This window comes from Variovorax sp. JS1663 (assembly GCF_002157355.1).
GTDB lineage: Bacteria > Pseudomonadota > Gammaproteobacteria > Burkholderiales > Burkholderiaceae_C > Variovorax.
This window is the reverse complement of sequence record NZ_LYMK01000009.1, coordinates 36,909-61,352: the sequence shown is the minus strand read 5'-3', so window position 1 is coordinate 61,352 and position 24,444 is coordinate 36,909. Positions and strand designations below refer to the sequence as shown.

Genomic DNA, 24,444 nt, shown 5'->3' with positions numbered 1-24,444 from the left:
CGCCCTGTAGGATGGGCAGCGAGATGAGCGAGCAGCAGCGAACCCCCGCCCCGGTCCCCGACGTCCTCCGCGTGCATGGCTTCAGTGCCCTCGAGCCCGGCCCGAAGCTGATCGTGCTGGGCGGCGTGCACGGCGACGAGACCTGCGGCACCGCCGGCATCGAGCGCACCCTGGCCGAACTCGACAGCGGCGCGCTCGCGCTGGTGCGCGGCCAGCTCACCATGGTGCCGGTGGCCAATCCGCTGGCCCGCAGCCTGATGCGGCGCGAGGGCGAGCGCAACCTCAACCGTCTGTTCCAGCCCACCCGCGCGGGCGAGCAGCCGGCCGACTACGAGTCGCGCATCACCGACTTGCTATGCCCGCTGCTCGATGCGCACGACGTGCTGCTCGACCTGCATTCCTTCCAGAGCGCCGGCGAGGCCTTCGCCATGATCGGCCCGCGCGACAACAGCGGCACGCTGGAGCCCTTCGCGCGCGCCTTCGAGGAAGGCCAGCTTGCCCTGCACCTGGGCACGTCGCGGGTGGTGGAAGGCTGGCTCGACATCTACGCGGCCGGCCTGGCGCAGCGCGCCGGCGGCAAGCCGGCCGACGAGAGCGAGATCGCCTTCGGCAAGGGCACCAACGAATACATGCGCAGCCGCGGCGGCTACGGCGTCACGCTCGAGTGCGGCCAGCACCGGGACCCGGCCGCACCGGAGGTCGCGCACCGCGCCATCCATGCCGCCCTGCGCCTGCTCGGCATGATCGCGCCCGATCCGCACGCGCAGCCGCAGGCTGCGTCTGACCGGCACCTGCAGCCCCCGGCCGCGGCGCCTGCGCTGCTGCGCCTCGTCAGCGTGATCGACCGCGACAGCGAGGAAGACCAGTTCGTGCGCGAATGGGCCACCTTCGACCCGGTGGCGCGCGGCGAGCCCATCGGCGTGCGCGCCGACGGCAGCGTGCTGGCCGCCGAGCGCGACGGCTTCATCGTCTTCCCGAACTCGGCCGCGCTGCCCGGGACCGAGTGGTTCTACTTCGCGGTAGCGAGCGAGCGCGACCTGCGCCGGCCGCTCGCCTGAGGCGGACGGCGCGCTCCCAGATTCCTCCGTATTCGGCGGCCAGCATGAGGCGATGGATCGCGTCGGCGATCCATCCCCGCAGCCACTCATCCGAAGGCATTCCCATGGCACTCTCGCCCACTCTCTGCGTCGCGTTCGGCCTGAGCGCTTCGCTGCTCGTGTTGCCACTCCTGCTGGGCTGGCGCAGGCGGCGTGCACACCAGGCGCTGGTCGCACACGTCGAGCCGCCTGCGCGCCGATGGCTGGACCTGCGCACTCTGCTCGAGCAGATGTCAAGCTTCTGTGCGCTGGGCGGCATGGGACTGACCCTGCGCATGCCCCTGTCGCTGGCGCAGGAAGAGCCTGCGGCACCGCACCGGAACGCGCTGCCATGATCGGCGCCGGGCTGCGGCAGCCGGCCGCTGCGTTCGCGCCGGCGCCGGAGGCGCTCGATGTGGGCCTTCTGCTGGAGAAGGCGTTGCCGTGGTTCGCGGGGCCGCTGACGTCGATGCGGGATCGTTGATGCGTGGGCGCGATGCCCGGCCGCAACTTCGGAGGAATGCGGGCGCGCGCCCGCTCCCAGATTTCTACGCAATCGCCCGCGATCATCTCCGCCGAGAGGACGGGATGAGCGACACCTTCGAGGACGGATTGATGACGGCCAGCGTGATCTTCATGCTGGTGTCCCATGCATGGGCCCTGGTCCTGCTGGTGCGCGAGTCGCGCGCGCGGCGCTGAGGCGATGCCGCCTCACGCGCGCCAGCAACTCGATCGGCTACTTCCTGCCGCCGAACCTTGGCGGCTTCTACGGCCAGGTCCAGTACAGCCAGCACGTGTCCAAGCGCACCGCGCTCTACGCCGCCGTCGCACGCGTGAACAACCGCAACGACGCCGCCTACACCGGCAGCCTGAGCTCGGCCATCACCACCGGCAACGCGGGCAACGGCGTCGGCTTCGGCAGCGGCCTGCCGCGTTCCTCCACCGGCTATGACTTCGGCATCCGGCATACCTTCTGATCCCGCCGGCCGGTGTCGGCGCGGGTGCAGGGCGGTGACGCAGAATGCCGCCATGCGCCACCCCTGTCGCCGATGCCCCGCCTGACGCTCACCCGGAAGATCTTCTTCGCGCTCGCCACGCTGCTGGTGCTGCTGCTGCTGATCTCCGCCGGCTTCTCCATCTTCGCGCTGCAGCGCGGCCTCGGCCCCTACGTGGCGGAGATCGAGATCCGACGCATGGACTGGCTGGCGCAGCTCCTGCAGAAGCACTACGTGGCCAACGGCGGCTGGGACCGGCTGCGCGACAACGAGGAGCTGTGGCGCCGCCTGCAGATGGGCGATGCCGGCCTGCCGCGCAGCGAAGGGCGCGAGGGCGAGGATGCCCGCCTGCCGCCCTGGTACGCGCGCTCCCCGCGCCTCGAGTCCGGCGAGCCGCCCGGGCCGCCCCCGCAGCTGGAGCTGCTGCCCCGGCGCTACCTGCACCCGGCGCCGCCCTGGTTGTTCGCCGGGCTGCGCGACGCGGCCGACTCCATCTACCGGCGGCTCGGCGTGGTCGATGCCCAGGGCCGGCAGGTGGCGGGCGCCACCGTGGACCCGGCCTCGGCCGCGCACCTGCCGATCCGCCGCGCCAACCTGGTCGTCGGCGAACTGGTGCTGGCGCCCGTCGAAGGCATCGAGAGCGAGGCCGACCGCGCCTTCGTCGCGCGCCAGTCGGGCTTCATCGCGCTCACCGGCCTGGTGGGCCTGGGCCTCGCGCTGGTGCTGTCCTGGCTGTTGGCGCGGCGCTGGCTCAGCCCGATCGACGCGCTCACCCAGGGCGCGCAGGACGTGGCGCGCGGCCGGCTCGGCACGCGCGTGCAGGTGCAGGGCTCGGACGAGCTGGCCCTGCTCGGACGCACCTTCAACGACATGGCCGAGCGCCTGGACACCGCCGATGCCTCGCGCCGCGCCTGGCTGGCCGACGTGGCGCATGAGCTGCGCACGCCGCTGGCGGCGATGCGCGCGGAGATCGAGGCGCTGCAGGACGGCGTGCGCAGCTTCGACGACCGCACCGCGCTGCGGCTGCACCGCCAGGTCATGCGCCTCGGCCAACTGGTGGATGACCTGCGCAGCAGCATGCGCGAGCCGCAGGCCGAGGCGCTCACCCGGGCGCCGGTGTTCCCGCTGGCCTTGCTCAAGGAGGCGCTCGCCGCCACGCGCGACCGCTTCGCCCAACGCCGCATCGCGGTGGATGCCGAAACGGTCGATGTGCTGGCCGCGCCATCGCAGCCCATGGTCGAGGGCGATGCGCATCGGCTGCACCAGGTGTTCATGAACCTGCTCGACAACACGCTCGCCTACACCGACGCCGGCGGCCTGCTGCGCATCGGCGCCGCCGTCGAGGGCAGCGCGGGCGCGCAGCGCCTGGTGCTGCGCTTCGACGACAGCGCGCCGGGCGTGGCGCCGCACGAGCTGCCGATGGTCTTCGAGCGCCTGTTCCGTGCCGACAGCTCGCGCAGCCGCGAATTCGGCGGCTCCGGCCTCGGCCTGTCCATCTGCCGCGCCATGGTCGAGGCGCACGGCGGCGAGATCGATGCCTCGGCATCGCCGCTGGGCGGCCTGCGCATCGTGCTGTGGCTTCCACTGGCGCCAGCATCATGAGCCGAATCCTGATCGTCGAAGACGAGGCCGACATCGCCTCCGTGCTGCAGGACTACCTGCGCCATGCCGGCCACGAGACCGAGCACGTGGCCGATGGCCGCGCCGCGCTGGCGCGCATGCTCGAGGCGCCGCCCGACCTGACCCTGCTGGACATCATGCTGCCCGGCCTGGACGGCCTGAGCGTGCTGCGCCAGGCCCGCGTGCACACCGCGCACCCGGTCATCCTGCTCACCGCGCGCATCGAGGAGGTCGACCGCCTGCTGGGCCTGGAGCTGGGCGCCGACGACTACGTGTGCAAGCCCTTCTCGCCGCGCGAGGTGGTGGCGCGCGTGAAGGCCGTGCTGCGGCGCGTGGAGGGCAAGGAGGCCGCCCGCGCCGCGGAGGCGGTGGTGCTGGACGAGGCCCACTGGCGCGCCTCGCTGGCCGGCACGCCCCTGAACCTCACGCGGCGCGAGTTCCGGCTGCTGCAGGCGATGTCGCGGCACCCTGGCCGCATCTTCTCGCGCGCGCGGCTGCTGGAGCTGGCCTACGACGACGATGCCGACGTGTCGGAGCGCGCGGTGGACAGCCACATCAAGAACCTGCGGCGCAAGCTCTCGACGGCCGCGCCCTCGCACGACTGGATCCGCTCCGTCTACGGCGTGGGCTTCGCCTTCGAGACGCCCGTGGACTGACGCGGGCGCGCTCCCAGCTTTCTCCCGGATCGTTGCGCACACTGCCTCCTCTCCCTTGGAGGACACGACGATGACGAACACCTGCACCCTGGCCGCCCTCGCGCGGGCCGGACGGGCGTCTGCTGCCGCGGCCGGACGGCGCGCGCCAGGTCGACAATATCGGGCCCATGCCCACCGTTTTCGTCACCCATCCCCAGGACAAGCTGGATCTCTATTTCGGCGAACGCGCCACCCGCGCCCTGCAGGCCGTCGCCGAGGTGCGCTTCAACCCCGAGGCGCGTGAGCTCTCCACCGCCGAGCTGGCGCAGGCGGCGCAAGACTGCGAGCTTCTGATCGCCTACCGCCAGACGCCCGGCCCCGCCGCGCTGTTCGACGCGCTGCCGCGGCTGGCGGCCTTCGTGCGCTGCGCGATGGACATCCGCACCGTCGACGTGGACGCGGCCGGCGCGCACGGCGTGCTGGTCACGCGGGCCAGCGCAGGCTTCGTGCCGGCGGTGGCCGAATGGATCCTCGGCGTGATGATCGACCTCGGCCGCGGCATCGGCCGCTATGCGCAGGCCTATCGCGAAGGCGGCAACCCCGAGCCCGCGATGGGCCGGCAGTTGCGCGGCTCCACGCTGGGCGTGATCGGCTAAGCCGGCCGCCTGAGTGGCTGCGCGATCGACGTCGGCCGGGCGCCCGACCAGATGCCCGCGCCGGCCCTCGCGGTCCACCCGCTCGTCATCGCCACGCCGCACATCGGCGGCCTCACGCGGCCGGCCGTCGAGCACCAGGCGCTGGAGACCGTGTCGCAGGTCGGTGCCCTGCTGCGCGGCGAGATGCCGCCCGGCGCCGTCAACCCGCAGCAGGCCACCCGGCTCGCGCGCTGGAAGGCGAGGGAATGAGCGCCCCGGGCTTCGCCCCGGCGCAGCGGCCCGGCCGGCCCTGACGAGGGCCGCCGCTGCCTTCCTACAGGCGTGCCGTTGGCGGCCGCCTAGGGTGCTCGACTGGAGAACCCTGCCATGCCCGCATCCAAGAAGACCCCCGCCCCGCGCGTCCTGTGGAAGGGCGCCATCAGCTTCGGCCTGGTCCACATCCCCGTCGCCCTCTACGCGGCCACGGTGGACCACGGCATCGACTTCGACTGGCTCGACAAGCGCACCATGGACCCGGTGGGCTACAAGCGCATCAACAAGAAGACCGGCAAGGAGATCGCGCGCGAGCAGATCGTCAAGGGCATCGAGTACGAGGACGGCCAGTACGTGGTGCTGAGCGACAAGGAGATCGCCGAGGCCTACCCGCGCACCACCCAGACCGTCGAGATCCAGACCTTCGTGCCGGCGGACAGCATTCCCTTCATCTTCCTGGAGCGGCCCTACTACGTGGCGCCGATCAACCGCGGCGGCAAGGTCTTCGCGCTGCTGCGCGAGACCCTGCAGCGCACCGGCCGCATCGGCGTGGCACGCGTGGTGATACAGACCAAGCAGCACCTGGCGGCCCTGATCCCGGTCGGCCCGGGGCTGGTGCTGAACCTGCTGCGCTGGGGTGCCGACATCCGGCCATGGAAGGACCTGCCCCTGCCTTCGGAGGACGCGAAAAAGGCGGGCCTGTCGGAGAAGGAGTTGAAGATGGCCCGCGAGCTGGTCGAGGACATGAGCTCGGCGTGGGACGCCGACGAGTTCCAGGATTCCTTCAAGGACGAGATCCTGCACCTGGTCGACCAGAAGGTGCAGTCCGGCGAGACCGAGGCGGTGACCAAGCAGGCGCCGGTGGAAGAGGAGACCGGGCGCTCCTCCGCCAAGATCGTCGACCTCACCGAACTGCTGCAGCGCAGCCTGCGCAAGAGCGGCAAGGCGGCCGCCCGTGGCGAGGACGACGAAGAGGACGACAAGGGGGCGCCGGCAAAGAAGACCATCTCCCGCGCCACCTCCCGCGCGCGCAAGCCCGCCTCCGAGCCTTCTGCCAAGCATGCGCCGCGCAAGCGCACCCCCGCCCGCAAGACGGCGGCGAGGCGTAGGGCGGCCTGAGGCCCGGCCATGCCGAAGCAGGCCCACCAGGCGCTGGCCCACCGCCCTCGCCCATGACATCCCAGCGCATCACCCACGCCGAGCGCGTGATCGACGAGAAGAGCGGCTTCACCAAGGGCGAGCTCGTCGCCTACTACGGCCAGGTGTCGGCGCTCATGCTGCCCCACCTGCGCGCCCGGCCCGTCTCGCTGGTGCGCGCGCCCGAGGGCGTGGGTGGCGAGCTGTTCTTCCAGAAGCATGCGAACCAGAACGAGATGCCGGGGGTGAAGCTGTTGGACCCGGCACTCGATCCCGGGCACGAGCCCCTGCTGCAGATCGACAGCGCCGCCGGCCTGCTCTCGGCCGCGCAGATGAACGTGATCGAGCTGCACACCTGGAACGCGACGTCCAGCGCCATCGACCGGCCCGACCGCTTCACGCTCGACCTCGACCCCGGCGAGGGTGTCGGCTGGCCGCAGATGCAGGAGGCCACGATGTTGGTGCAGGTGCTGCTGGACGAACTGGGCCTGCCGGCCTTCCTCAAGACCAGCGGCGGCAAGGGCATGCACGTGGTGGTGCCGATCCGCCGCCATTTCGGCTGGGACGACGTCAAGGATTTCGCCCAGGCGATCGTGCAGCACCTGGCCCTCACCATCCCCGAGCGCTTCGTCGCCAAGAGCGGGCCGCGCAACCGGGTTGGCCGGATCTTCGTCGACTACCTGCGCAACGGCTTCGGCGCCACCACCGTGTGCGCCTGGTCGGTGCGGGCGCGGCCGGGGCTGGGCGTGTCGGTGCCGATCGAGTGGGATGAGCTGCCGGATATCGAGAGCGCCGCGCAGTGGACCGTGCGCAACATCGGCGAGCGGCTGGCGGTGGGCAACGCGCCGTGGGCCGCGATGGAGGAGCAGCGCAGGGGTCTGGCTGCCGCCATGAAGATCCTGGGCCGTCTGCCAACGGGCTGATCAGCCCGCCACCTCCTCCGTCACCACCTCGAAGCGTCCCAGCGTGTGCTCGCCGAACACCATGGTGATCGGCACGTCGGCCGCGTCGCGACCGCGCGCGATCGGGATGCGGCCGATGCGCGGCTGGTTGTGACGGGCATCGAAGGCCCACCAGCGGTCGCCGAGGTAGACCTCGAACCAGGCGCTGAAGTCCATCGGATAGGGCACCGGCGGCACGCCGATGTCGCCCAGGTAGCCGGTGACGTAGCGTGCCGGCACGTTCAGGCAGCGGCACAGCGTGATCGCCAGGTGCGTGAAGTCGCGGCACACGCCGGTGCGCTCGCGCCAGCCCTCCAGCGCGGTGCGGGTGCTGCGCGCCCGCTGGTAGTCGAACAGCAGGTGCTGGTGCACGTAGTCGCAGACGGCCTGCACCAGCGCCCAGTTCCGGGGCACCTGGCCGAAGGTCTGCCAGGCGAAGGCCAGCAATTCCCCGTCGACTTCGCAGTAGCGGCTGGGCAGCAGGAAGCGCAGCGTCTCCACGGGCAGTGCATCGGGCGCGTGCGCGACCGCGCGATGGTCGACCGGATCGGGCCAGCCCGTGTCGAAGACGCGCGCCTCATTGCGCAGCCGCACCTGCGTCACGCCGGCGGGGACGCGCACGCGGGCGCAGTGGTTGTCGAAGGCGTCGAGGTAGTGGTCGGTTGTCAGCGGCGGGCTGATGGTGATGTGCTCCCCGCCCTGGACGTCGCTGGCGCGCGAGGGATGCACCTGCAACATATAGATCACGGCCGTCGGCGGGTTCAGGACCAGTTCGATGTCGAAGCCGATTTGGATGAGCATGGCGGTGCGGTGGTAGTGGTGAACAAGAGGCCGCGACGCTGTCGGCGGCCCACGAACCATCCTAAGCAAGAGTCGTGCGTCCGCCTGTGCGCCAGGGCGCGAAGCCGCGTGGGCCGGCGCGCGAAGGCGCGTAGGCCATGCGGGCGAATCGTCAGCGTGGTCCTACCGTGAACTGGTGGGGCCTCCCACACACCGCGGCGCGTGGCCACTACGGGGCCGCGGCGACCACGCGCCTAAGCTCACTCATCGCAGCGGCTGCCCCTCGGCCGCCCTCCCGCCACCTGCATCCGGACCCACGAACAATCACATGACACGGAGCGAATCATGGAGCTTTCCTCGCTGCTCGGCTTCCTGGACGCGACCTGGATCGACGATGTTCTCCTCTGGGCCGTGGTCACGGTGGCCGGCGTGCTCGGCCTGGCAGTCGTGGTCAACGCCCTGGACGCCTTCTTCGATGCGGAAACCGGCTGAGGCCGTGGCGTCCCGGGACCAGCAGAGGAACCCCCGATGACGCCGCGCAACAAGACCTCCGGCAGCCGCCGGCCCAAGTCAGGCAATGGCAGCGAAGGCAAGCAGGAACAGCTGGCCGCCTCCACCGCCGACAACACGCCCCGGATCACCACCAACCAGGGCGTCCAGATCCCGGACAACCACAACTCGCTGCGCGCCGGCGTGCGCGGGCCCTCGCTGCTTGAAGACTTCATCCTGCGCGAGAAGATCACGCACTTCGACCACGAACGCATTCCCGAGCGCGTGGTGCATGCGCGCGGCGAGGCGGCCCACGGCTTCTTCGAGGTCTACCGCTCGATGTCGCAGTTCACCTCGGCCGACTTCCTGCAGGACCCTTCGGTCAAGACGCCGGTGTTCGTGCGCTTCTCCACCGTGGCCGGCTCACGCGGCTCGGCCGACACCGTGCGCGACGTGCGCGGCTTCGCCGTCAAGTTCTACACGCGCGAGGGCAACTACGACCTGGTCGGCAACAACATCCCGGTCTTCTTCATCCAGGACGCGATGAAATTTCCGGACCTGATCCACGCGGTCAAGCCCGAGCCGCACCACGAGATGCCGCAGGCGGCCAGCGCGCACGACACGTTCTGGGACTTCGCCTCGCTCATGCCCGAGACCACCCACATGCTGATGTGGGCCATGAGCGACCGCGCCATCCCGCGCAGCCTGCGCATGATGGAGGGCTTCGGCGTCCACACCTTCCGCTTCGTCAACGCACGAGGCGACAGTCACTTCGTCAAGTTCCACTGGAAGCCCAAGCTCGGCATCCACGGCCTGGCCTGGGACGAGGCGCAGAAGATCGCCGGCAAGGACCCGGACTTCCACCGCCGCGACCTGTGGGAGGCCATCGATCGCGGCGATTTCCCCGAGTGGGAGCTGGGCGTGCAGATGATCCCGCAGGACAAGGAACATTCGCTGCCCTTCGACCTGCTGGACCCGACCAAGCTGATCCCCGAGGAAATGGTGCCGGTGCAGCGCATCGGCCGGCTGGTGCTCAACCGCAACCCCGACAACTTCTTCGCCGAGACGGAGCAGGTGGCCTTTCACCCCGGCCACGTGGTGCCGGGCATCGATTTCACCAACGACCCGCTGCTGCAGGGCCGGTTGTTCTCGTACACCGACACCCAGCTCTCGCGCCTGGGCGGCCCCAATTTCCACGAGCTGCCGATCAACCGCGGCGTGTGCCCGTTCCACAACTTCCAGCGCGACGGCATGCACCGCCAGACCATCTCGCGCGGCCAGGTGGCCTACGAGCCGCACTCGCTGAACGACGGCAAGGAGTTCCGCATCGACGGTGCCAGCGGCGGCTTCCAGTCCTATCCGGAGGAACTGGAATCTCCCAAGGTCCGGCGCCGCAGCCCCAGCTTCGACGATCATTTCACGCAGGCAAGGCTGTTCTTCAACAGCCAGAGCGTGTGCGAGAAGGAACACATCATCGCCGCCTTCCGCTTCGAGCTGTCGAAGGTCGAGCAGCCGTCCGTCCGCCAGCGCATGGTGGACAACCTCGCCCACGTGGACGAGAAGCTGGCGCGCCGCGTGGCCGAGCCGCTGGGCATCAACCCGCCCGACGCGAAGGCGGCCGCCGGGCGCGCGGGTTTCCGCGAGCACCGCATGAAGCTGCCGATCGAGGAGTCGCCGGCGCTGCGCATGGTCGACACCGGCGACGGCTCCATCAAGACGCGCAAGATCGCGATCCTGGCGATCGACGGCATCGACTCGGCCTCGCTCAAACCCATCCGCGAGGCGATCGAGCAGGCCGGGGCCCAGTGCAAGGTGGTGGCGCCCAAGCTGGGGACGGTGACCAGCGCGTCGCGCCGGCAGCTGGAGGTGGACGCCACCTTCGCCAACACGCCGTCGGTGATGTTCGACGCGGTGCTGGTGCCGGCCGGTGCGCAGGGCGCCGAGGCGCTGGCGCGCAGCGGCGAGGCGGTGCATTTCGTGCTGGAAGCCTACAAGCACTGCAAGGCCATCTGCACCATCGGGGAGGGGGTGCAGCTGCTGTCTTCCCTGGGCATCGGCGCCGAAGCCCGGGCCGATGCGGCGGGCGTGATCGTGGCCGCCACGCCGGCGACCAACCTCGGGGACAACACGGCCGCGCTGAAGGTCGCACACGACTTCATCGCCGCGATCGCGAAGCACCGGCACTGGGACCGGGCCAACATCGAGAGCGTGCCCGCCTAGGGTCCTGTCAACGGCTCTCGGGGCAGGCGCGCCGGGCGCGGCGTCGTGCGGTTGCACCGCAAACTCAGCAAAAATTGTTACTGCGGTTGTTACTTTCGGTCGACGCGGTTACAACCCTGGCTTTGTTTGCGTTAATACGACCCGAGGTCGCTGCTCGTGCTTCCGAATGATTCGATCTACCGGTTCGACAATGTCGAATTGCGGCCTTCCACGCGTCAGCTGCTGGTAGAGGGCCAGCCCGCCAACCTGGGGGCGCGCGCCTTCGACGTGCTCTCTGCCCTGATCGCCCACCGCGAGCGGATGCTGAGCAAGAACGAGTTGCTGGAGATGGTGTGGCCGAACGTGGTGGTGGAGGAAAACAACCTCCAGGTGCACGTGAGCGCGCTGCGCAAGCTGCTGGGCGCCAAGGCCATCGTCACCATCCCCGGCCGCGGCTATCGCTTTGCCGCCGAGCTGGATGCGCTTCCTGCCGCGAGCGCCGCGGTCTCAAGACCCGCCGGACCCGCCGGGGCCGCGCCGGCGCCCCGGGGCGCTGCCGCGGCGTCCGCCACCCGGGTCCTGCGCTCGGACGCCGGCAACCTGCCCGCCCTGCTGCCGCCCCTGGTGGGCCGGGACGCCGAGCAGACGATGCTGGGCGAGCTCGTGCCGCAGCACCGGCTGCTCAGCCTGCTGGGGCCGGGCGGCATCGGCAAGACCAGTCTGGCCCGCGCCGTCGCGCGCCAGCTGGCGCACGACTTCCGGGATGGCGCCTGGATGGTGGAGCTGGCCACCGTCTCGGATCCGGCCGCACTGCCCGGCGCGGTGGCGCTCGCCCTGGGCATCAACCTGCCCGGCCGGGCCGACGCCGCCGCCGAGCTGGCCGAACGGCTGCGCGGGCACGAGCTGCTGGTGCTCGACAACTGCGAGCACCTGGTCGACCCGGTGGCCGCGCTGGTGAGCCACCTGCTCGACGCCGTGCCCCGCCTGCACATCCTGGCGACCAGCCAGGAGCCCCTGAAGCTGGCCGCCGAGCGGCCGGTCCGGCTCGGCGCCCTCGCGGTGCCCGACCATGCCGCGCTGGCCGACGCAGCCACGCACGGTGCCGTGGCCCTGTTCGTGGCCCGCGTCGGCGCCATGCAGCCGGGCTTCCGTCTTGACGATGGCAACCTGGACGCAGTGGTGGACATCTGCCGCGAACTCGACGGTCTGCCGCTGGCACTGGAGCTCGCGGCCGCGCGCGTGCCGCTCCTGGGCGTGCAGGGCGTGCGGCGGCACCTGGCCCAGCGCCTGCACGTGCTGAAGAACGGGGTGCGGGACGCGCCCACGCGCCATCGCACCCTGCGCACCACGCTCGACTGGAGCCATGCGCTGCTGAGCCCGGACGAGCAGAAAGTGTTCCGCCGGCTGGGCGTGTTCGTCGGCGGCTTCGGCCTCGAGCTGGCGCAGCAGGTGGCGTCCGACGAGCACATCGACGTCTGGGCGGTGCTCGACCACCTGGGCGACCTGGTCGACAAGTCGATCGTCGTGGTCGACGCCGGCCCCGTACCGCGCTACCGCCTGCTGGAGACAGCCCGCGCCTACGCCCGCGAGCAGCTCGAGGCGAGCTCCGAATGGGAGACTGTGCGGCAATGGCATGCCCGCTGCATGCACTCGGCGCTGGACCGCCGCACCCGCGCCGGCCGGCTGGGCGCCGAGACGGTGGACCAGTGGGTGCAGGCCTGCAGCCCCGAGATCGACAACCTGCGCAGCGCCATCGAGTGGGCCTGCGGCCCTGGCGGCGATGCCGCGCTGGCACTCGGCCTGGTGAACATTGCCGCCGTGCTGATGTACCAGGCCGGACGCTACCCCGAGTGCCTGCGCTGGATGCAGATGGCCGAGCCGCTGATCGACGAGGCCACGCCGCCGCTGGTGGTGGCGGAGTTCGGCCTCGGCCTGGCGCTGGTCGGGCTGCACGGCGGCATCAGCGCGCAGCGGCGCATGCAGCTGCTCGACCAGGCCTGCGACATCTTCGAGCGGGAGCGTCCCGACGGCCTGCTGGCCCTGTCCCTGTCCTCGTACGCCTACGTGGCTGCCGTGAGCGGCGATTTCGAGAGCGCCGGGCGTCGGCTGGAACAATGCCGCCGGCTGGTCGAGCAGCCCGCCCTGCGCGCCTTCAAGGGCACCTGGCTGTACTGCACGGGCATGGTGCGGCGCTACCAGGACCAGCCGGTGCAGGCGCTGATGGCCTATTCGCAGGCCTTGCCGCTGGTGCGCTCGGAGGGCAATGCGCGCACGCTGTTCCACGTGCTCAACAACCTGGCCGCCATCCATCACGAACTGGGACACGTCGACGAGGCGGTGTCCCAGTTCCGCGGGGTGATCGACCACCTGCAGCGCTCGCCGCTGAGCGATGCGCAGATGATGGCCTTCGCGCTGAATTGGTACGCGCATGCGCTCACCGGCCAGGGCGCGCTCGACGAGGCCCAGGCCCAGGTGCTGCGAAGCCTGCCGCACTGCCGCCGCTCGGTCGGGCTGCGCCACTTCGCGGGCATGCTGGCGCTGCTGGCCGCGCGCCAGGGCCGGCTGCGCGAGGCCGCGATGCTGATCGGCTGCGACGACGCCGCGCGCCAGCGGCGCGGCGAGAAGCGCACGCCCAGCGACCAGCGCACCATGGAGGCCGCGCTGGCACTCGTCAGCGCCGCGCATCCGGCGGTCCTCATCGAGGCCTGGCGCCTCGAAGGCAGCAGCCTCGACGAGGACGCCACCGTGGCGCTGCTGACTGGGCACAGTTGATCCGCTGCGCTTCGTGCGACCTGGGGGAGGGCCTCATCCACGCTCGAGCTGCGCAATGAGGTAGGGAAAGACGTCGCGCGCCGCATCGCGGCCGATGAACAGATCCATGTGGGCGTAGCCGTCGAAGACCTGGCGCGTGTACAGCGTCGGGTCGTTGAAGGCCGACAGCCAGCGCTGCGTGCGGATGCAGGTTTCCGGGAAGAAGAGCTGGTTGTTCGCGCCGGCCACGAAGCTGATCGGCAGCGCCAGCCGCTTCGCATTCGCGGGCAGCATGTAGACGTCGCGGCCCTCGCTGTCTACCGCCTTGCCCTGCTGCATCATCAGGCTCAGCTGCTCGAAGGGGCGCAGCGACACGCAGCCGAACATCTCCGACAGGGCCGTGTGGGTGGCATGGTTGAGCTGCGCATGCGTGTACGAGGGACCGAAGATGGAGAACACGCGGCGGCACAGCGGGTTCTTGCATTCCTCGCCGGCGGGAACGGGCACTTTCCAGGCCAGCGTGTCGATCTCGCGGTCCAGGTCGGTGGTGCCGGGCACGCTGTCGAAACGGTCCTGCAACGGGGCGTAGCCTTCCAGCAGGCGGGCCAGGCCGAGGTCGGCCTTGGCGTAGTTGAGCCAGTTGGTCACCGGGTGCAGCGTCAGCTGCGAGGAGATGATCGAGCGCACACCGGTCATGCCCTCGAGCATGGCCATCAGCAGGCTCATCGAGCCGACGCAGTGCGCGATCGCCTGCAGGTCCCGCGCGCCGGTGGTGTCCAGGATGAAGCGCACCGCGGCCGGCCAGTCGATGCGGGCGATGTCGTCGATGGTGAAGGGCGCGATCGGGCTGCCGGAATCGGGGCTGGCCCGGTAGTCGAACAGCCATACGTCGTAGCCGCGCGCGCACAGCACCTCCACCAGGTTCTGCTCCACCGTGTCGGTGGCGAAGGAGGATGCCCGCACCGAGAAGCCCGGCGCCAGCACCACCGGCCCGCGCGCGCCGCCGGCATAGCGGGTGAGCTTGATGCGAAAGCCGTCGCCGACGTCCACGCCGTGGGCTACCGGCGCGGGCGCGCGCAGGGCGCGCCGCTGCAGCTGGGGCAGGTCGAGCGCCGGGAAGTTGTTCAGGTCCGCCAGCAGGCCGCCGTAGGCGCGGAACAGCGTCGTGGCGAAGAAGCCGCCGAACTTCGCGAGGTAGACGGCGTTGATGGCGTCGCGTGCCGCCGGCACCTGCTGTTCCACCGCGCCCAGGAGGTTGGCGGGCGGCTCGAGCCGGATCGAGGAGGCCTGCCACATCAGGTCCTCGAGGTCCAGCGTCAGGATGCCCTGCGCGACGACCGGGCGCTCGGCGCCGTCCATGTCGTGCACGCGCACGAACAGCGTGGTGGTGTCGGTCCAGGGCGAGGAGCCGGCGCGCTGGTGCAGCACCTTGTGGCCCTTGAAGCGCAGCCGGCCGCTGCCGCGCTGCAGCATCATCTCGTAGGTCATCGTCCAGGTCTCGACCTGCTGCGCATCGGCCGGCAGCAGGTGGAAAACGCCGCTCACCACTGGCATCGGCTGCGGCCACAGCGCAGGGCAGGTCACGGTGCCGGCGATGGATGCGGCGTGGGTCGGGTCCGAGACCATCTGGTACAGGTCCGGCGTGTGGATGGTCAGCTCGAAACGCATCGCCTGGCCGTGCACGCGGCCCCAGGCGGCGGCGACCTCATAGTCGTCGGCGATGCGGTGCGCCGCGCCGGCACGCGGGACCACCGCCTCGGTGCTGATCCAGCCGTGCATGGTCTCGGTGAACTGGAAGCTGGGGCTGAGCAGCGCCGGGTCGTTCTCGATCAGCTTCTTGATCGCGTGCTTCGCCAGTTCGATGGCGCCCGCTTCGAGGTGGCTGGAGGCGCTCTGCAGCAGCGCCTCGGCGTCGTGCGCGATCGACGAGATCTCGCGCTCCAGGCGCTCCAGCAGGCCGCCCGTGGCCGGCGCCGGAGCGGGCGAGGACGCGCCGCCGGCCGGCAGGGCCTGGCGCGGCTGCATGCCGAAATCGATCGCCCAGCCGCGCGCATCGCACAGGTTCTGGCAGGCGCGCTCGGCCAGCGCGCTGATGGTGAGCAGCGGATTCACGCCCGCCGCGCCCGGCAGCGCCGCGCCGTCGCAGACGTACAGGCCCTCGTGCACCGCGTCGCCGTCCAGGCCGGCGAACACCTGGCCCTGGTGGTTGACCACACCCTCGCGCGCGCTGTCGCCCATGCCGCAGCCGCCCAGCGGGTGCACGGTGATCAGCTTGCGGCCGAGCGAATCGGCCGACAGCGGGTTCGGGATGAACTGGCCCTGGATCGCGTCGTTGGCGGCCCGCAGCCACGCCTCATCCCGGGTGATCGTGGGGCTGTCGCCGGCCTTCGGCCAGTCGATGCGCAGCCGGTCGTCCTCGAGGTGCAGGCGGCCGGCCGCATCGTCCACGCTCATCACCAGGTAGGTCTGCGTGCGGGCCACCGCGCCGGTGTAGGCGAGCTTCGTCAGGCTGCCCGGGTCGTTCTGCACCGCTTCGCCCAGGGCCTGGGCATCGAGCAGACGGGGCTTGGCCTGGGTGGCGCCGTAGGCGAACTCGCCGCCCAGCATGGCGTCGGCGAAGAACAGCGCCGGCGCCAGCATCGGGGCCAGCGCGCCGGGGATCACGCCTTCCTCGATCACCAGGCCTTCGCCCACCTCGGGCGTTTCGCGCATGTCGATGACACCGGTGATGCACGGCCCGGGCCGGTCGGCCGGCGCGACCTCGTTGCGGCCCGTTCCCACGCCGTTGATCGGGCGCTGGACCGGCTGGCCGTCGGCATCGGTGCCGGACTGCCAGTAGCTGTTGTAGCCCAGCGCGAGCACGTCGCCGTTGCCGGAGAAGCGCTGGCCGAGCCGATCCGACAGCGGCAGGCCCTGCGCCTTGGAGCGCAGCAGGATCTCGGTCGAGCCCAGCGCGCCGGCGCCGAGCATCACCAGGTCGGCGGTGACGCTGCGCCGCGCGCCGGCGCCGGCCTGCGGCGCCGCGCTGCCCGCACCGCCCGCACCACGAAGTGCGACCTCGTCGAAGAACACGCGCCAGCGCGTGCCGTCGCGCTCGACGTGGCTGACCCGGGCCCCGGTGAAGATCTGCGCGCCGTGGTTGTGGGCGTCGGGCAGGTAGTTCATGCGCGTGGTGTTCTTCGCGCCCACGTTGCAGCCGCTGGTGCAGTCGCCGCAGAGGTTGCAGCGCGGTTGCGCCACGCCGAAGGGGTTCACCTGGTCGACGAAGTTCACCGCGATCGGCGGGCGCTTGAAGGGCTTCTTCATCTTCGCGGCCGACTTCTGCAGCGCCATCAGCTTGTTCAGCGGCGGGAAGTCCTTCGAGTCCTCGGGGTAGGGCGAGGGGTCGAGCATCTGCCGCGCCCGCGCGACGTAGGGGTCGAGCAGCTTCCGATCGCGGCGGAACTCGGCCGGCCAGGGCGTGGCGTCGAACAGGCGCGGATCGATCTCCAGCGTGACGTTGGCGTTGATCAGCGAAGTGCCGCCCAGGCCGCAGCCCACCATCGCCAGCATGTCGTCGTTCAGGTGCAGGTTGTACAGGCCGTCGGCCGCGCCGAGCTTGCCGCGCGCGCCGTCGATCTGCATGTCGGCCTGCGCGGCGGCGATGTCGTTCGGGAACGCCCCCGGCAGGATCTCGCGGCCGCGCTCCAGCACGCAGACCGACTGGCCGGCGCGCGCCAGGCGTGACGCCGCCACGCCGGCGCCGTAGCCGGAGCCCACCACGACCACCGTGTAGTGCGGGCCGATCTCGCCGACCGGACGGGAAATGGGCTGCATCGTCATGCCTTCACCTTGCCGGCCGCCATGCCGGCCCGTGCATTCGCCATCACCTCCACCGAGGCGGTGAAGAACTCGTCGAGCAGCAGCGTGGCGCGGCTTTCCGTGGCCTGCTGCGCGTTCCGCGAAAACGCCTCCCAGGCGGGCCGGGTGCGCTCGATGCCGGCGGCCAGCGTGGCCAGCATCGGGTTGTCGCGGTCGCGAAAGCCGCCGATGCCGCGCGCATGCACCGCCGGCACGCGCCCGTTCACCGGGTCGTTGAACAGGCGCAGCGACGCGATGTTCAGCGCGTCGTCGATGAACATGGCCGAGGCCCCCTGCGTGGTGGTCATGGTGGGCTGGTCCATGACCCAGCCGCCGGTGTTGAAGACGCCCACCGGCCGGTCGAAGCCGGCCACCGGCAGCTCGTCCTCGAAGGGCTTGTGGCTGTGGCCGAAGATGAAGCTCAGATCCAGCGCCGACGGCTCGAGCCCGGCCTGCGCCAGCTCCAGCCTCACCGGGCCCGAGAGGTACCAGCGCAGGTCGGCCACGTCGTCGGTGCTCATCACCTCGGCATAGCCGTCGCGCTGCGACTCGGCGCCCCGGCCCAGCGTGGCATCGAGCACGCCGAGCACGAGCTGGCTCACGGTGACGCCCTGGAACACGTCCATGCTCCCGCTCATGCCGAAGTTCTGGTCGAGCTTGGTCACCAGCAGGGCGGCCAGGCGCTGCGCGAAGTCGTGGGACGCGGCGGCGTCGCGCATCACCTCGTAGAGCTTGCCGGCGCCGGCCCCGGTCACGCCCGAGCTGCCCAGGTCGGACCACATGAAGTCGACCCAGGCGCCGTTCTGGCTCTCCAGGTCCGAGACCGTCACCTGGGCCGGGTTGCGCCCCGCGTTGCGGCCCGGGGCCTGCGCGTTCAGCATCGTCATCACCCGGTACATCGGGTCGATGTAGTGGCCGTGGTGCAGCACCACGCAGCGCTGGCGCGCCGCATCGAGCAGGCCGAGGTTCGGGTAGGCGATCTCCACCCGCGCGCCGGCCAGGCCCGGGCAGCCGGCCATCAGCTGCGTCAGCATCGACGAGGCGATCCGGGAGGTGCCGGCCTCCTCCAGCGCGGGGTCGAAGAGCGCGGTGTGCTTGACCAGGTCGTCGCCGATGCGGCCCTGCGCCAGGGCGTCCTGGTACTGCTGGTCCTGCGCGATGCGCCACAGATGGTGGTCATGGTTGCCCGGCACGTACAGCACGCGCGGGGCGAACACCGGCCGGCCGCCGTCCTGCATCACGGTCTTGACGAAGCACTGGAAGGCGGCCGCCACGTCGCCCATCGGCGACAGGCCCATGTCGAGCACGTCGCCCAGCAGGATCAGCGTCGGCGGCGGTCCGTCCATCGAGGACAGCAGCGCGCGCAGGGCGCTGCCGAAGGCGGTCTGGGTGTCGCTGGGGCGACCGGGGTCGGGCCGTCCCTGGGCGTCGGCGTAGGTCAGGGTGCTGTAGGCCGCCCCCAGGTGGAGGTCGGACAGGCAAACGTAGCGTGGTGCATTCATGGCGGGTGGGCGATCGGTCGGACCGGCGGGGTCCTCGCCGGCGACTGTCGCCGAAGGCGGCGCCGGCGTCACTGGCGCCGGCCTTAAACGTTCTGAATTCGAGAAACTGTCCACGTCCTGAAGGCGGCTTCAGGACGCTTAAGTACGACTTAAGGACTGGGTGGGGGGTGGCGCGGGAAGCTTGCGGCTCTTTCACAGCCACCGGGGGAAGCGCCATGCTCAAGATGAACACCAACGCCGCCGCAGCCATCGCCGCCACCCGGCGTGCCGTGGGAACACCCCGGCACGTGCGGCTGCGCAACGGCGCGCCGGCCCAGATCCGCGACGTGCGCCCCGACGATGCGAAACGCTTCGCCGGCTTCGTTTCCAGGCTGTCGCACGCCTCCCGCGGCGAGCGCTTCGGCCGCGGCCTGGGCGGCGTGTGCTCGCCGGCCATGCTGGTGGACCTGGTCAACGTGGACGGCGTCCAGCAGGTCGCCTTCGTCGCCACGGCCCGGGTGGGCCTGGTCGACGAGGTGATCGGCGAGGCGCGCTACAGCCTCAGCGAGGACGGCGAGGCCGCGGCGCTGACGCTGGTGGTGGCCGATGTCTGGCAGGGCCAGGGGCTGGCGGACCTGCTGCTCGACCGACTGATGGACGCGGCGCGCGATGCCGGCCTGCGGCGCCTCTTCGCCGAGGTGCCTTCCTCCAACCAGCGGATGATCCGCTTCATGCAGCGCATGGGCTTCATCGCCGGCACCCGCGGTGCCGAACGGCCGGTGCTGCGCATGGAGCGCGCCGTAACCTCGCGGCAGCCCCCTGCGCCCGAGCCGGGGCCCATGGAACTGGTGTGGCGCTGGCTGAACAACCAGTTCTTCCAGTTCGGCTTCTGAATCGCTGCCCCATCGCGGGATAAGATCCCGCGTTTTCAAGCCTTGGGCAACGCACGAAAGGGCCGAGATGGCGATCACCACCGATGGACCGCGTGCGGATGCACCTCTTCGGCGCATTCGCGAGCTGCCGGGTCCGCGCGGCCTGCCGCTTCTGGGCAACGCGCTGCAGATCGAGCGCGAGCGGCTGCACCAGCAGGTCGAGCAATGGGCGCGCGAGTACGGCGAGGTCTACCGCTTCCGCATCGCCTCGCGCGAGTTCGTCGTCATCTCCAACCCCGGCACGGTCGCCTCGGTGCTGCGCGACCGGCCCGACGGCTTCCAGCGCGGCGCCAAGCTCAACGCGGCGGCCCGCTCGCTGGGTTTCAACGGCCTGTTCACCGTCAACGGCGACGAGTGGCGGCGGCACCGGCCGATGGTGCTGCGCGGCCTGGACCCGGCCCACATCAAGGCCTTCCATCCCACCCTGGTGAAGGTCACACAGCGCTTCGAGCGCCGCTGGCGCCAGGCCGCCGACGCAGGCAGCGCGATCGACCTGCAGGCGGACCTGATGCGCTACACCGTCGACGTGACCGCCGGCCTGGCCTTCGGCACCGACATCAACACCGTGGAGTCGGACGAGGAGGTCATCCAGCAGCACCTGGACAAGCTGCTGCCCGCGCTCGCCAAGCGCGTGCTGTCGCCGCTGCCGCGCTGGCTGACGCGGCGCGACCCGGCCGTCGTGGCGGGCCTGGCCGCGGTGCACGAGGCCGTCAACGGCTTCATCGCGGCCGCGAGGCAGCGGCTGGCCGACGAGCCCGAGCTGCGCGAGCACCCCCGCAATCTGATCGAAGCCATGGTCGCCGAGCGCGACCGGCCCGGCTCGGACCTGACCGACGAAGACGTGTCCGGCAACATGCTGACCATGCTGCTGGCCGGCGAGGATACGACCGCCAACACGCTGGCGTGGATGATCTGGCTGCTGCATCGCCATCCCGCGGCCGCGCAGCGCGCCGCCGAGGAGGTCCGCGGCGTGCTCGGCACCGAGGCCCATCCCACCCACGAGCAGTTGAGCCAGCTCGACTTCGTGGAAGCCTGCGCGCACGAGACGATGCGGCTCAAGCCGGTCGCCCCGCTGCTCATCCAGGAGGCCGTGCGCGACACCGTGGTGGACGGCGTGGCGGTCCCCGCCGGCACGCCGGTGATGTGCCTGATGCGCCCCGGCGCCGTGAACGCCGCGCATTTCGACGACCCCCAGGCATTCCGGCCGGAGCGCTGGCTCGCCGGCGACGGCCCGGGCCGGGCCGCGGGCTCGGCCAAGCGGGTCGCCATGCCCTTCGGCGCCGGCCCGCGCACCTGCCCGGGCCGCTACCTCGCGCTGTCGGAGATGAAGATGGTGGCCGCGATGCTGCTGCGCAGCTTCGACATCGCGGACGTGTCGAGCGACGGCGGTGGCGATGACGTGCAGGAGCGGCTGGCGTTCACGATGTCGCCGGTGGGGCTGAAGCTGCGGGTGCGCCATCGGGCATGAGCGGAGCCAGGGCACAGGGATGACCATGCCGAAGCATTCGATCTTCGCGACTGCATACCTGACCGCGCAACCGCAAGAACTCGCGCAGGGCCTGCGAAGCTCAAGCACCACCTGTCACTCTTAGCCGCCGTCCCACAACGACGACCTGCCCATCCGGGCAGGTGCCTGCCCTCTTGCGCGCAACGGTCCGGGACGCCATCTGCAGCAGATGCTGGATGCCGCCCTCGAAACCCCCGAGCCACCGGGCGGTGCCCTGCCCGAACCCGCGCAGGAGATGCTGATCGACGCCTACTCCCGCGCCGTGGCCGAGGTCGCGGATCGCGTCGGGCCTGCCGTGGTGCGGGTGCAGAGCGTCGCATCTGGCCGGCGCGGCGGCTTCGGCTCGGGCGTGGTCATTTCCGGCGACGGGCTGGTGCTGACCAACAGCCACGTGGTGGCCGGCGCCCGGCGCGCGCGCATCGGGCTGAGCGACGGCGCCGATCGCGAGGCCGAACTGCTCGGCGACGATCCGGCGACCGACCTGGCGCTGCTGCGCACCGAGCTGCCGCGCGGCGCGACGGTTGCCGCACTGGGCGACTCGAAGCGGCTCAAGCGTGGCCACCTGGTGGTGGGCATCGGCAACCCGCTGGGCTTCGAGTCGACCGTCACCGCCGGCATCGTCTCGGCGCTCGGGCGCAGCCTGCGCTCGCAGAGCGGGCACCTGATCGACGACGTGATCCAGACCGATGCCGCGCTCAATCCCGGCAACTCCGGCGGCGCGCTGGTGGCGGCCTCGGGGCTGGTGGTGGGCATCAACACGGCCATGATCGCAGGCGCCCAGGGCCTGGCCTTCGCGGTCTCCAGCAACACGGCGCGCTTCGTGATCGGCGAGTTCATCGCCCATGGCCGGGTGCGGCGCGCGCACCTGGGCATCGCGGCGCAGACGGTGCCGCTCTCACGGCGCGTGGCGCTGGCGACTCACGCGGGCCCGAATGCGGTGCGCATCGGCGAGGTGCTGGCCGGCGGCGCAGCCGAGCAGGCCGGGCTGCGCGTGGGCGACATCGTGCTCGCGCTGGACGGCGCCGCAGTGGGCGGCGCCGACGACCTGCTGCGCCTGCTCGATGCCAGCCGCGTCGGGCGCGCGCTCGAGGTGTCGCTGTTGCGGGAAGGGCGACTGCTGTCGCGCACGGTCACGCCGCAGGAGCGCGTGCAGCCTGCGCGCAACGGTTGAGCTCAGGGCTTTCCCTGGAAAAGTGACGCAATACACGCTTCGCCCTCGGCCGAACGGTGGTTGGGCCATTCGGCGGATAGGCAAGCGCGCACTTCGGGCCTAGCATGGAATCCACATTCTTCGAGGAGTTCAGCCTCATGGACACCAAGCACGCCAGCATGCAGCCCCAGGACCCGGTCGCCGCCCGGCTCGGGATGTACATCTCCCGCGCCGGGATCGCTGTCGCCCTGATCCTCTTCGTCGTCTCCTACCTGCGCGGCTGAGCGGCTGAGCGCCGCGCTTACTCGCCGTCCGGCGCCACCGCGTGCGCCGCCATCTGCTCCAGCGCCTTGACCAGCGCGGAGTGGTCCAGCTGGTCCCAGCCGTGTGCCGCACAGGACTGCATCAGCTGCGCCGCGGACGCCGTCTGCGGCAGCGACACCCCCATCGAACGCGCGCCCGCCAGCGCCAGGCTCAGGTCCTTCTGGTGCAGCGCAATCCGGAAGCCCGGGTTGAAGGTGCGCTTGATCATGCGCTCCCCGTGCACCTCCAGGATGCGGCTGGCCGCGAAGCCGCCCATCAGCGCCTGCCGCACCTTGGCCGGATCGGCGCCCGCCTTGCTCGCGAACACGAGCGCCTCGCCCACCGCGGCGATGTTGAGCGCCACGATGATCTGGTTCGCCACCTTGGTGGTCTGGCCGTCGCCGTTGCCGCCGACCAGGGTGATGTTCTTGCCCATCTTCTCGAACAGCGGCTTCGCGCGCTCGAAGGCGGCTTCGGGTCCGCCGACCATGATGGTGAGGCTCGCGGCCTTGGCGCCCACCTCGCCGCCCGAGACCGGCGCATCCAGGTAGTCGCAGCCCAGTTCGTTGATCTTCGCGGCGTAGCGCTTGGTGTCGATGGGCGAGATCGAGCTCATGTCGATCACCAGCTTGCCCTTCGACAGGCCCGAGGCCACGCCGTCCTCGCCGAACAGCACCTGCTCCACGTCGGGCGTGTCGGGCAGCATGAGGACGACCACCTCGGCGGCGCGCGCCACGTCCGCATTGGTCTTGCAGACGGTGGCGCCCTGGAGCGCGTCCGGCACCTTGCTGCGCGTGCGCACGATCAACTCGTGGCCCGCGTTCATCAGGTTCTGCGCCATCGGCGCGCCCATGATGCCCAGGCCGATGAATCCGATCTTCATGTCCTTGTCCTTTCAGTAGGTGGAGGAGGAGGGGGCGGCCGCCGGTGCGGCGCGCATGCGTGACAGCAATTGCTGCGAGCCCGCGGCCATGATGCGCGCGTCGGAGCTCACGGTGACGAACTGGAAGCCCTTGGCGATGCGCGCCAGCGCGACGTTCGGGTCGCCGTTGTGGATGCCCGCCACCAGGCCGTGGGCCTTGGCGCGGTCGAGGATGTGGTCGATGGCCTGCGCCACCGGCGGGTCGACGTCGTCGAACACCGGCCGGCAGCCCAGCGCCAGCGAGAGGTCCGACGGGCCGATGTAGACCGCGTCCAGCCCCTCGACCGAGAGGATGTCGTCCAGGTTGTCCAGCGCCTGCGCGGTCTCGATCATGGCGAAGGTGACGATGGTGTCGTTGGCCTGCTGCGGGTAGTCGGCGCCGCCGTAGAGCAGGGCCCGCACCGGGCCGAAGCTGCGTCCGCCGCGCGGCGCGTAGTGGGTGTAGGCCACCAGCCGTTGCGCCTCCTCGCGCGTGTTGACCATCGGGCAGATCACGCCGTAGGCGCCCGCGTCCAGCGCCTTCATCAGCGCGGCCGGCTCCAGCCAGGGCACGCGCACCACCGGCACGGTGGCCGTGGTGGAGATGGCCTGCAGCATGCCGACCATGGCCTGGTAGTCGACCACGCCGTGCTGCAGGTCGATGGTGAGCGAGTCCCAGCCCTGGTGAGCCATGACCTCGGCCGAGAAGCTGTTGGGCACGGCGAGCCAGCCGTTGACGGCGGCGCCGCCGGATTTCCACAGCGTGCGCAGGCGGTTCTCTCTCATGGACTGTCCTCGG

20 protein-coding genes and 1 pseudogene are annotated in these 24,444 nt (G+C 71.0%); 16 read left to right on the top strand and 5 right to left on the bottom strand.

Annotation, left to right across the window (positions count from 1 at the left end):
* Positions 1-23: 23 nt before the first annotated feature.
* From A8M77_RS10050 to ligD, 9 genes and pseudogenes are all read left to right on the top strand, one after another.
* The gene (locus A8M77_RS10050; RefSeq protein ID WP_086921527.1) at positions 24-1,058 is read left to right on the top strand and encodes a succinylglutamate desuccinylase/aspartoacylase domain-containing protein; all 1,035 of its coding nucleotides are present in this window, start codon (positions 24-26) and stop codon (positions 1,056-1,058) included.
* A gap of 104 nt (positions 1,059-1,162) precedes the next feature.
* Entirely contained in the window at positions 1,163-1,432 is a 270-nt protein-coding gene (locus tag A8M77_RS10045) for a hypothetical protein (protein WP_086921418.1), read from the top strand.
* A complete protein-coding gene (locus A8M77_RS37220) occupies positions 1,429-1,560 on the top strand; it encodes a hypothetical protein (RefSeq protein WP_272947431.1) in 132 nt (43 codons plus the stop codon). Before A8M77_RS10045 ends, A8M77_RS37220 begins: the two co-directional genes overlap by 4 nt.
* A gap of 169 nt (positions 1,561-1,729) precedes the next feature.
* Positions 1,730-2,053: a hypothetical protein gene (locus A8M77_RS36790; protein WP_238136771.1), complete on the top strand. Its 324-nt coding sequence runs from the start codon at positions 1,730-1,732 to the stop codon at positions 2,051-2,053.
* Between the two features lie 72 nt (positions 2,054-2,125).
* Positions 2,126-3,673 (top strand): ATP-binding protein, encoded by a 1,548-nt coding sequence (locus A8M77_RS10035; protein WP_086921417.1) that lies wholly within the window; start codon positions 2,126-2,128, stop codon positions 3,671-3,673.
* Complete coding sequence (locus A8M77_RS10030; protein ID WP_086921416.1) at positions 3,670-4,347, top strand: response regulator; 678 nt, start codon at positions 3,670-3,672, stop codon at positions 4,345-4,347. Before A8M77_RS10035 ends, A8M77_RS10030 begins: the two co-directional genes overlap by 4 nt.
* A gap of 167 nt (positions 4,348-4,514) precedes the next feature.
* Positions 4,515-5,231 (top strand): annotated as a pseudogene (locus A8M77_RS10025) (hypothetical protein).
* 117 nt (positions 5,232-5,348) lie between these two features.
* Complete coding sequence (gene ku / locus A8M77_RS10020; protein WP_086921415.1) at positions 5,349-6,353, top strand: non-homologous end joining protein Ku; 1,005 nt, start codon at positions 5,349-5,351, stop codon at positions 6,351-6,353.
* A 53-nt stretch (positions 6,354-6,406) separates the two neighbouring features.
* The gene (gene ligD / locus A8M77_RS10015; protein WP_086921414.1) at positions 6,407-7,294 is read left to right on the top strand and encodes a non-homologous end-joining DNA ligase; all 888 of its coding nucleotides are present in this window, start codon (positions 6,407-6,409) and stop codon (positions 7,292-7,294) included.
* Here ligD and A8M77_RS10010 read toward each other — a convergent pair whose 3' ends face one another.
* Positions 7,295-8,113 carry a transglutaminase-like domain-containing protein gene (locus tag A8M77_RS10010; RefSeq protein ID WP_086921413.1) on the bottom strand — a complete coding sequence of 273 codons (819 nt, stop codon included), beginning with the start codon at positions 8,111-8,113 and terminating at the stop codon, positions 7,295-7,297.
* A gap of 324 nt (positions 8,114-8,437) precedes the next feature.
* Between A8M77_RS10010 and A8M77_RS36055 the strand changes: the two genes are divergently transcribed.
* From A8M77_RS36055 to A8M77_RS10000, 3 genes are all read left to right on the top strand, one after another.
* Positions 8,438-8,584, top strand: coding sequence for a hypothetical protein (locus A8M77_RS36055; RefSeq protein WP_158100904.1), 147 nt, complete (start codon positions 8,438-8,440; stop codon positions 8,582-8,584).
* 36 nt (positions 8,585-8,620) lie between these two features.
* On the top strand, positions 8,621-10,801 hold the full coding sequence (gene katE, locus A8M77_RS10005) for a catalase HPII (protein ID WP_086921412.1): 2,181 nt from the start codon (positions 8,621-8,623) through the stop codon (positions 10,799-10,801).
* 156 nt (positions 10,802-10,957) lie between these two features.
* The gene (locus tag A8M77_RS10000) at positions 10,958-13,552 is read left to right on the top strand and encodes a winged helix-turn-helix domain-containing protein (protein WP_143694574.1); all 2,595 of its coding nucleotides are present in this window, start codon (positions 10,958-10,960) and stop codon (positions 13,550-13,552) included.
* Positions 13,553-13,585: 33 nt separating this feature from the next.
* Here A8M77_RS10000 and A8M77_RS09995 read toward each other — a convergent pair whose 3' ends face one another.
* On the bottom strand, positions 13,586-17,353 hold the full coding sequence (locus A8M77_RS09995) for an alpha/beta fold hydrolase (RefSeq protein WP_086921410.1): 3,768 nt from the start codon (positions 17,351-17,353) through the stop codon (positions 13,586-13,588).
* Positions 17,350-18,873, bottom strand: a complete 1,524-nt coding sequence (locus A8M77_RS09990) for a metallophosphoesterase (RefSeq protein ID WP_086921409.1) — start codon at positions 18,871-18,873, stop codon at positions 17,350-17,352. The genes A8M77_RS09995 and A8M77_RS09990 overlap by 4 nt, the downstream gene beginning before the upstream one ends.
* Before the next feature lie 215 nt (positions 18,874-19,088).
* Here A8M77_RS09990 and A8M77_RS09985 point away from each other — a divergent pair, with 215 nt between their 5' ends.
* The 4 genes from A8M77_RS09985 (at position 19,089) to A8M77_RS36050 (ending at position 22,725) form a co-directional block, all read left to right on the top strand.
* Positions 19,089-19,745 carry a GNAT family N-acetyltransferase gene (locus A8M77_RS09985; RefSeq protein ID WP_086921408.1) on the top strand — a complete coding sequence of 219 codons (657 nt, stop codon included), beginning with the start codon at positions 19,089-19,091 and terminating at the stop codon, positions 19,743-19,745.
* A gap of 67 nt (positions 19,746-19,812) precedes the next feature.
* Positions 19,813-21,252, top strand: a complete 1,440-nt coding sequence (locus A8M77_RS09980; protein WP_086921407.1) for a cytochrome P450 — start codon at positions 19,813-19,815, stop codon at positions 21,250-21,252.
* A gap of 208 nt (positions 21,253-21,460) precedes the next feature.
* On the top strand, positions 21,461-22,462 hold the full coding sequence (locus A8M77_RS09975) for a S1C family serine protease (RefSeq protein WP_086921406.1): 1,002 nt from the start codon (positions 21,461-21,463) through the stop codon (positions 22,460-22,462).
* A 104-nt stretch (positions 22,463-22,566) separates the two neighbouring features.
* On the top strand, positions 22,567-22,725 hold the full coding sequence (locus A8M77_RS36050) for a hypothetical protein (RefSeq protein ID WP_158100903.1): 159 nt from the start codon (positions 22,567-22,569) through the stop codon (positions 22,723-22,725).
* A 17-nt stretch (positions 22,726-22,742) separates the two neighbouring features.
* On the opposite strand, the gene A8M77_RS09970 is transcribed toward A8M77_RS36050, so the two are convergent.
* Both A8M77_RS09970 and A8M77_RS09965 read right to left on the bottom strand, forming a co-directional pair.
* Positions 22,743-23,627, bottom strand: coding sequence for a 2-hydroxy-3-oxopropionate reductase (locus A8M77_RS09970; protein ID WP_086921405.1), 885 nt, complete (start codon positions 23,625-23,627; stop codon positions 22,743-22,745).
* Between the two features lie 12 nt (positions 23,628-23,639).
* Positions 23,640-24,431, bottom strand: coding sequence for an HpcH/HpaI aldolase family protein (locus tag A8M77_RS09965; RefSeq protein ID WP_086921404.1), 792 nt, complete (start codon positions 24,429-24,431; stop codon positions 23,640-23,642).
* Positions 24,432-24,444 lie beyond the last annotated feature (13 nt).

Excerpts from the sequence above, each read along its gene's own strand:
- A8M77_RS10050 (WP_086921527.1), top strand. The coding sequence starts at position 24 with ATGAGCGAGCAGCAGCGAACCCCCGCCCCGGTCCCCGACGTCCTCCGC.
- A8M77_RS10045 (WP_086921418.1), top strand. The coding sequence starts at position 1,163 with ATGGCACTCTCGCCCACTCTCTGCGTCGCGTTCGGCCTGAGCGCTTCG.
- A8M77_RS37220 (WP_272947431.1), top strand. The coding sequence starts at position 1,429 with ATGATCGGCGCCGGGCTGCGGCAGCCGGCCGCTGCGTTCGCGCCGGCG.
- A8M77_RS36790 (WP_238136771.1), top strand. The coding sequence starts at position 1,730 with ATGGGCCCTGGTCCTGCTGGTGCGCGAGTCGCGCGCGCGGCGCTGAGG.
- A8M77_RS10035 (WP_086921417.1), top strand. The coding sequence starts at position 2,126 with ATGCCCCGCCTGACGCTCACCCGGAAGATCTTCTTCGCGCTCGCCACG.
- A8M77_RS10030 (WP_086921416.1), top strand. The coding sequence starts at position 3,670 with ATGAGCCGAATCCTGATCGTCGAAGACGAGGCCGACATCGCCTCCGTG.
- ku (WP_086921415.1), top strand. The coding sequence starts at position 5,349 with ATGCCCGCATCCAAGAAGACCCCCGCCCCGCGCGTCCTGTGGAAGGGC.
- ligD (WP_086921414.1), top strand. The coding sequence starts at position 6,407 with ATGACATCCCAGCGCATCACCCACGCCGAGCGCGTGATCGACGAGAAG.
- A8M77_RS10010 (WP_086921413.1), bottom strand. The coding sequence starts at position 8,113 with ATGCTCATCCAAATCGGCTTCGACATCGAACTGGTCCTGAACCCGCCG.
- A8M77_RS36055 (WP_158100904.1), top strand. The coding sequence starts at position 8,438 with ATGGAGCTTTCCTCGCTGCTCGGCTTCCTGGACGCGACCTGGATCGAC.
- katE (WP_086921412.1), top strand. The coding sequence starts at position 8,621 with ATGACGCCGCGCAACAAGACCTCCGGCAGCCGCCGGCCCAAGTCAGGC.
- A8M77_RS09995 (WP_086921410.1), bottom strand. The coding sequence starts at position 17,353 with ATGACGATGCAGCCCATTTCCCGTCCGGTCGGCGAGATCGGCCCGCAC.
- A8M77_RS09990 (WP_086921409.1), bottom strand. The coding sequence starts at position 18,873 with ATGAATGCACCACGCTACGTTTGCCTGTCCGACCTCCACCTGGGGGCG.
- A8M77_RS09985 (WP_086921408.1), top strand. The coding sequence starts at position 19,089 with ATGCTCAAGATGAACACCAACGCCGCCGCAGCCATCGCCGCCACCCGG.
- A8M77_RS09980 (WP_086921407.1), top strand. The coding sequence starts at position 19,813 with ATGGCGATCACCACCGATGGACCGCGTGCGGATGCACCTCTTCGGCGC.
- A8M77_RS09975 (WP_086921406.1), top strand. The coding sequence starts at position 21,461 with ATGCTGGATGCCGCCCTCGAAACCCCCGAGCCACCGGGCGGTGCCCTG.
- A8M77_RS36050 (WP_158100903.1), top strand. The coding sequence starts at position 22,567 with ATGGAATCCACATTCTTCGAGGAGTTCAGCCTCATGGACACCAAGCAC.
- A8M77_RS09970 (WP_086921405.1), bottom strand. The coding sequence starts at position 23,627 with ATGAAGATCGGATTCATCGGCCTGGGCATCATGGGCGCGCCGATGGCG.
- A8M77_RS09965 (WP_086921404.1), bottom strand. The coding sequence starts at position 24,431 with ATGAGAGAGAACCGCCTGCGCACGCTGTGGAAATCCGGCGGCGCCGCC.